General features: G+C 64.8%; 5 protein-coding genes. 1 reads left to right on the top strand and 4 read right to left on the bottom strand.

What is annotated here, in order from left to right; translation table 11 throughout:
• The 3 genes from EN906_RS19005 to EN906_RS18995 form a co-directional block, all read right to left on the bottom strand.
• On the bottom strand, nucleotides 1–1,924 hold a 1,924-nt coding region (locus EN906_RS19005), incomplete at its 3' end, for an efflux RND transporter permease subunit (protein ID WP_164777236.1).
• On the bottom strand, nucleotides 1,921–3,000 hold the full coding sequence (locus EN906_RS19000) for an efflux RND transporter periplasmic adaptor subunit (protein WP_127270819.1): 1,080 nt from the start codon (nucleotides 2,998–3,000) through the stop codon (nucleotides 1,921–1,923). The genes EN906_RS19000 and EN906_RS19005, both read right to left, overlap by 4 nt.
• Entirely contained in the window at nucleotides 2,997–4,136 is a 1,140-nt protein-coding gene (locus EN906_RS18995) for an efflux RND transporter periplasmic adaptor subunit (RefSeq protein ID WP_127272390.1), read from the bottom strand. The genes EN906_RS19000 and EN906_RS18995 overlap by 4 nt, the downstream gene beginning before the upstream one ends.
• Before the next feature lie 247 nt (nucleotides 4,137–4,383).
• Between EN906_RS18995 and EN906_RS18990 the strand changes: the two genes are divergently transcribed.
• Nucleotides 4,384–5,661 (top strand): 4-aminobutyrate--2-oxoglutarate transaminase, encoded by a 1,278-nt coding sequence (locus EN906_RS18990; RefSeq protein ID WP_023811424.1) that lies wholly within the window; start codon nucleotides 4,384–4,386, stop codon nucleotides 5,659–5,661.
• A gap of 118 nt (nucleotides 5,662–5,779) precedes the next feature.
• Here EN906_RS18990 and EN906_RS18985 read toward each other — a convergent pair.
• Nucleotides 5,780–6,342: oxidoreductase C-terminal domain-containing protein (locus EN906_RS18985; protein WP_164777235.1), on the bottom strand; the 563-nt coding region annotated here is incomplete at its 5' end.

The raw sequence follows: 6,342 nt of genomic DNA, 5'->3' as shown, positions 1-6,342 counted from the left end.
CGCGCAGCAGTTTTTCAAGCGCCGGCTTGACCCGGTTGCGGGCCGCGATGCTTTTGGTGACGATGACGGTCTGGCCGAAATAGGGGTTGGCCGGCTGCACGTCATAGGCGAGCACGAAACGCACCGCGCCCTGGCCGATATAGGACGAAAAATGGTCGATGTCGGGATTGCCGACCAGCGCCCGCTGCTCGAACCGCTCCATCTGGTCGCGCGTATCGGCGATCGAGGCATTCTGCGGCAGGTTCCAGTCGACGATCAGCTCCGGCCGGTCCGATGGCGGAAAGAACTGCTGCTGCACCAGCCCGAAGCCGGCGATCGAGCCGGCAAACAAAAGCACTGTGACGATGATGGTCAGCCAGTGATGGCGCACCGAGCCGACAAGCACGCGCCGGAAAAGCGAGGTGAAGCGGCCAGGCTGGTCGTGATGCTTGGTTTTCATCGTCGCCGGCAGGATGGTGACGCCGAGCAGTGGCGCAAACAGCACCGCCACGACCCATGACACCAGCAGCGAAACGGCGATGACCACGAACAGGGTGAAGGTATATTCGCCGGCGGCGCTGTTGTTGAGGCCGATCGGGATGAAGCCGGCGACCGTCACCAGCGTACCGGTCAGCATCGGAAAGGCGGTCGATGTGTAGACATAGGTCGCCGCCTTGCGCAGATTGTCGCCGACCTCCAGCCGCGCCACCATCATCTCGACCGCGATCATCGCGTCGTCGACCAGAAGCCCGAGCGAGATGATCAGCGCCCCCAGGGAAATACGCTGCAGCGAAATGCCGAGATAGGCCATGACCGTGAAGGTGATGGCCAGCACCAGCGGGATCGACAGCGCCACGACGAAGCCGGCGCGCATGCCGAGGCTGATGAACGACACGGCGAGCACGATGGCGACCGCCTCGAACAGCGCGCGCGTAAAGCCCGAGACGGCCTCCTCGACGATGACCGGCTGGTCGGCCACCAGATGCACGCCGACACCGACCGGCAGGTCGGCCAGCACCTTGTCCATCTCCTTGTGCAGCGCCTCGCCGAACTCGAGCAGGTTGGCGTTGGGTTTCATGCCGATGGCGAGCCCGATGGCGTCCTGGCCGTTGAAGCGGAATAGCGCCGTAGGCGGATCGACATAGCCGCGCGTGATCGTCGCCACGTCGCTGAGGCGGAAGAAACGGTCATCGACCCGCAGATTGATGGCGCGCAGGCTGTCCTCGGAGGTGAACTGCCCGCCGACCCGCACGCTGATGCGCTCCGGCCCGGACTGGATGACGCCGGACGGCGTGATCGCGTTCTGCGCCTGCAGGCTCGCCACGATCGCTTGCTGGTTGAGGCCGAGGGCGGCGATCTGGCGGGTCGAGAATTCGAGATAGATCGCCTCGTCCTGGGCGCCGACGAGGTCGACCTTGCCGGCGTTGGGCACGGTCAGGATTTTTGTTCTGGCGTCCTCGACATAGTCGCGCAACTGGCGCGGCGTCAGCCCGTCCGATGTGAAGGCGTAGATGTTGCCATAGACGTCGCCGAAGCTGTCGTTGAAGAAGGGTCCCTGCACCCCCTGCGGAAACTGCGCCGCGATGTCGTTGACCATGTTGCGCACCTGAATCCAGTTCGGCACGACATCGCGTGCTTTGGTGGTGTCCTTCAGGTTGACGAAGATGACGGTCTGGCCGGCCGTGGTGACGGACTTGGTGTAGTCGAGGCTGTCGAGTTCCTCGAGTTTCTTCTCGATACGGTCGGTCACCTGCTGCACGGTTTCCCTGACCGAGGCGCCCGGCCAGTTGGCCTGGATGATCATCGTCTTGATGGTGAAATTGGGGTCTTCTTCACGGCCGAGATTGAGGTAGGAGAACACGCCAGCCACGACGAAGACAAGCATGAAATACCAGACCATGGAGCGGTGGTTGAGCGCCCAGTCGGAGAGATTGAAGCCTTTCATGAGGCCCCTCCCTCGGGCACTGTCACCTTCTGGCCTTCGCTCAGGCTGTGGACGCCCGCCGTGACAACACGCATGCCGGCCTCCAGCCCCTCGGCCACCGTGAAGGTGCCGCCATTCTTCGACGCGACCTTTATGTCGTGTGCGTTCACGCTGGATGTCTGCGGGTCGACGATCCATACTTTCGCGGAACCGTTCTTTTCGAACAGCGCCGACATGGGCAATTCGATCGTCGGTGCCACCTTGGTCACGCGGGTCGCCGTCACCGTCGAGCCGAGCCGGAAGGCCTGTGGCGGATCCGTGAGCGTCAGCTTGACGCGCCGCGTGCGGGTCGAGCCCTCGGATTGCGGTGCGATCTCGCGCAGCTTGGCCCCGGTCTGGATCGTAGGCAGCGACTGCAGGATCACCTGGAAGGGCGTGCCGGCCTCAAGATCACCGGTCAATTGATCGGGAATGTCGACCACCGCCTCGCGCAGGTCCGAACGCGCCACGGTGACGACGGTCTGGCCGGGCGAGACCGTCTGGCCAACTTCGGCGCCGACCGCGGTGACGACACCGTCGAAATCAGAGAACAGCCTGGCATAGCCGAGCTGTTCCTGCGATTTGGCAAGCGAAGCCTTGGCCCGCTCGACACCTGCCTCCGCGGCTTTGCGCGCCTGCTGCGCGGCATCGAAGACAGCTTGCGTGGCGTTGGCCGAGGCGAGCAACTGGCGCTGCCGTTCCTCGCTGGCGGCGGCGTTGGCGAGCTGCGCCTCGGCATTGGACAGTTCCGCCTTGGCCGCCTGGAGGCCCAACTCCAGTGCGGTCGGATCCAGTGCCGCTATCGTCGTGCCCTTGCTGACGATGTCGCCGACCTGGACGTCGCGCGAGACGACCCGGCCAAGCAGGCGGAAGGCCAGGTCGGCGCTGACCTGCGGTTCGACGGATCCGGCAAAACCGAAGATTTGCGTGGTGCGCGGCTCGATCACCATCGACAGCACCGGTCGGACGATCTCGGGCGGCTTTTCCTCCGACTTGGAGCAGGATGCCAGCGCGCCGAGCATGAGCACGCCGAGCAGGATGCGTGGCGTCCGGCTCATTGGCCCGCTCCCGATATCTCGATCGTCTGTCCAGGGCTGAGCAGCTGTCCTCCAGCGGTGACGACGCTCTGGCCCGCGTCCAGCCCCTTGGCGATCACGACCGTGCCCGAATTGAACGCCAGCACTTCGACTGGCGCCATCGTCACTGCCTTGGTCGAGGGATCGACGATCCAGACCGCCGGCTTGCCGCCGCTGGACGTCAGCGCCTGCCAAGGCAGCAGGATCGCCTTCGCCGGCTTGGCGCTTACCGTGCCGATGACGGCTGCCCCAAGCGGCATGCCGGCGGGCGTGTCGGGAATGGCGATTTTGACCCGGATCGAGCCCGAAGCCGGGTCGACCGCAGGCGAGATTTCGCGGACCTTGCCCGTCGCCCTGACCTGCGGATCGGACAACAGCGTGATCGTCACCGCAGGCGATGCCGGTGCCTTGGCGATCAGCGTCTCCTGCACGTTGAACACGGCGTCGCGGTCACCGTCCTCGGCGACGGTGAAGACGGTTTGCGCGGCTTGCACCACTTGGCCGGTTTCGACTTGGCGGGCGGTGATCACGCCGGCGGCACCGGCCTTGAGCTCGGTGAAGGACAGGTTTTGCTGGGCGTTGGAGAAAGCGCTCTGCGCGGCTTCGACGCTGCCTTGTGCCACCTTCAGGGCCTGGTCCGCGGCGTCATAATCGCGCCTGGTGGTAAAACCCTGGGCGAGCAGCGTCTTCTGCCGTTCGAAGGCGGCGGCGGACTGGGTCAATTGCGCCTGCGCCGCGTCGAGATCGGCCTGCGCCGAGCGCAAATCGGATTCCTGCTCCTGCGGATCGATCCGGGCGAGCACCGTGCCTTGATCGACATGCTGGCCGACATCGACAAACCGTTCGGCGACGCGACCGCCGACCCGGAACGACAGATTGTTCAGCGTACGCGCCGCGATCACCCCGGTCAGTGAGGTCCTTGGCGCATAGTCGGCCATCGCCACCGTTTCGGTGCGCACCATGACCGGCAATTTCTTGTCCGCCGCCTCCTGCTTCTGGCAGCCGGTTAGCAGAAGAGCCGCCGTGCAAGCGAAAAGCACCGAGGCGATCGGACAAGAAAACAGGCAGGGGGTTTTGACCGACGGCCGCGAGACGGACGATGTCGCGTTCCTGCTCATGGACTCCCCCAGCCCCGTGGGCGGCTAGCGCGGATCGCGAGACCTCGCGGATATCTGGAGGATAGTCGATCCCCGGGAAAAGGAAACCGGTGTCGTACGTGTATCGGGCAACTGGTTAAGCGCCGGGATCCACCTGTCGCAGGCCCAATCGCCTGCCGGTGGTGCCGACTTGAGGAAAACGTGAAATAAGGTCAGAAGACGTCTCAACGGCATCAAACAGGACGGGCGCCGGCCCGGTGAGGATACGATGAAGAATTCAGCCATTTCCGAACGCAAGAACCAATCGATTTCCCGCGGCGTCGGCATGACCACGCAGATCTATGCCGACCGGGCTGAAAATTCGGAAATCTGGGATGTCGAGGGACGTCGCTATATCGATTTCTCGTCGGGCATCGCCGTGGTCAACACCGGGCATCGCCATCCCAGGGTGATCGAGGCGGTCAAGGCACAGCTCGACCGCTTCACCCACACCTGCCACCAGGTGGTGCCCTATGAGAGCTATGTGCGCCTGGCCGAACGGCTGAACGGCATGCTGCCTGGCAAGTTCGAGAAGAAGACGATCTTCGTCACCACCGGGGCCGAGGCGGTAGAGAACGCCATCAAGATCGCCCGCAATGCCACCGGCCGTCAGGCGGTCATCGCCTTCGCCGGCGGCTTCCATGGCCGCACCTTCATGGGCATGGCGCTTACCGGCAAGGTCGTGCCCTACAAGGTCGGCTTCGGCGCCATGCCGGGCGACGTCTATCATGCGCCGTTCCCGGTGCCGCTGCACGGTGTCTCGGTCGCCGACTCGCTGGCCGCGCTCGACCGGCTGTTCAAGGCCGATGTCGATCCGGCCCGCGTCGCAGCCATCATCATCGAGCCGGTTCAGGGCGAAGGCGGTTTCTACGACGCGCCGCGTGATTTCCTGGTTGCGCTGCGCAAGCTTTGCGACCAGCACGGCATGCTGCTGATCGCCGACGAAGTGCAGACCGGCTTTGCCCGCACCGGCAAGATGTTTGCGATGGATCACCATGAGGTGGCCGCCGACATCACCACCATGGCCAAGAGCCTGGCCGGCGGTTTTCCCTTGGCCGCGGTCACCGGCCGCGCCGAAATCATGGATGCGCCCGGCCCCGGCGGGCTCGGCGGCACCTATGGCGGCAGCCCGATCGGTGTTGCCGCCGCGCACGCCGTGCTCGACGTGATCGAGGACGAAAACCTGTGCGACCGCGCCAACACGCTGGGCGCAAGGCTGAAGCAGCGGCTGCAGTCGATCCGTGACGACGTGCCCGAGATCGTCGACATCAGAGGCCTCGGCTTCATGAATGCGGTCGAGTTCAACGACGTCAAGAAGGGCCTGCCGTCGGCCGAGATCGCCAATGCGATCCGGTTGAAGGCGCTCGACAAGGGCCTGATCCTGCTGACCTGCGGTGTCTACGGCAACGTCATCCGCTTCCTGGCGCCGATCACCATCCAGGACGAGGTCATGAACGAAGCACTCGACATCCTGGAAAGCTCGATCCGCGAAGTCTGCGCCGCCTGAACTTCTACCTCCCCCTTGTGGGGAGGTCGGGCCGAAGGTCCGGGTGGGGGCTTGGCGCCCACCCCCACCCCGCTGCTTCGCAGCGACCCTCCCCACAAGGGGGAGGGTAAGCGGGGGGCTAGCCCGCAGCCCTTGCAGGCTCATCCTGCTGGAATGCGGCCAGCGCCGCCTTCAGACCGTCAGGTCCCTCAGCAACCAGCTGCGGCGTCGGCGAGAAGCCGGCGCCGAGCATCTTGCGGCCAAGCATGTGGTCGCCGGGACGGTTGACCGATTCGATACCGAGCAGCCGGTCGCCGGCATAGTGGTAGATCGAGAACTTGTTGTCGGGCAGGTCGCCCAGCACGACATGGCTGTCGCCGCCGGCGGTCAGGCCGACCATCTGCAATTTGATGTCGCCGATGTCGGACCAGAACCATGGCACCGCCGAATAGGCGTCGGCATGGCCCGATATCGTGCGCGCGGCAAGCCGCGCCTGGTCGGTGGCATTCTGCACCGATTCCAGCCGCACGTCGCCGCCGGTGAACCAGTGCCGGTAGGAGGCAGCATCGCCAATGGCGAGAATCTCCGGCATCGACGTGCGCATCTGATGATCGACGCGAATGCCGTTGGCGATGCTGAGGCCGGCCGCCTGCGCCAGTTCTAAATTCGGCACGGCACCAACGCCGACGATGAGCATGCGCG

Source organism: Mesorhizobium sp. M7A.F.Ca.CA.004.06.1.1, assembly GCF_003999135.1.
In the GTDB taxonomy this organism is placed as follows: Bacteria; Pseudomonadota; Alphaproteobacteria; order Rhizobiales; family Rhizobiaceae; genus Mesorhizobium.
The sequence above is the reverse complement of the archived record's forward strand: the minus strand, read 5'-3'. Positions and strand labels throughout refer to the sequence as shown.

Excerpts from the sequence above, each read along its gene's own strand:
- EN906_RS19000 (WP_127270819.1), bottom strand. The coding sequence starts at position 3,000 with ATGAGCCGGACGCCACGCATCCTGCTCGGCGTGCTCATGCTCGGCGCG.
- EN906_RS18995 (WP_127272390.1), bottom strand. The coding sequence starts at position 4,136 with ATGAGCAGGAACGCGACATCGTCCGTCTCGCGGCCGTCGGTCAAAACC.
- EN906_RS18990 (WP_023811424.1), top strand. The coding sequence starts at position 4,384 with ATGAAGAATTCAGCCATTTCCGAACGCAAGAACCAATCGATTTCCCGC.